Source organism: Streptomyces cyaneofuscatus, from assembly GCF_000718135.1.
GTDB lineage: Bacteria > Actinomycetota > Actinomycetes > Streptomycetales > Streptomycetaceae > Streptomyces > Streptomyces cyaneofuscatus.
In genome coordinates this window covers 1-378 of sequence record NZ_JOEM01000088.1, presented here as the reverse complement: position 1 = coordinate 378, position 378 = coordinate 1, and the positions used below count along the sequence as shown (strand labels likewise).

The 378-nt window shown below is 66.1% G+C and carries 1 pseudogene; it reads left to right on the top strand.

What is annotated here, in order from left to right:
- Nucleotides 1–105: 105 nt before the first annotated feature.
- A pseudogene (locus IF17_RS0135880) lies at nucleotides 106–378 on the top strand (cytochrome P450); the annotation flags it as partial.

Below are 378 nucleotides of genomic sequence, written 5' to 3'. Positions count from 1 at the left end.
CATCCCGTGACGAACCTCGCCGACCCGCGCTCATTCGATGGCGACGACATGGGGTCTTTCTGGAGGCGCCTCAGATCCCAGGAGCCGGTCCACTGGCATCCGCCCATGAGCGCCCAGCCCGGCTTCTGGGTGGTATCGCGGCACGAGGACATCCTGACGGTCTACCGCGACACCGAGAGGTTCACCTCATCCCGCGGCAACGTCCTCACCACCCTCCTCGCAGGTGGAGACTCGGCGGCCGGGCGCATGCTCCCCGTCATGGACGGGCACCGCCACCGAGAACTGCGGCAGATCGTCCTGCGGGCGCTTTCCCCACGAATGCTGGAAAATACCGCTACGAACGTACGTGAAGAGGTCCGCCGGCTTCTCGTACAGGCC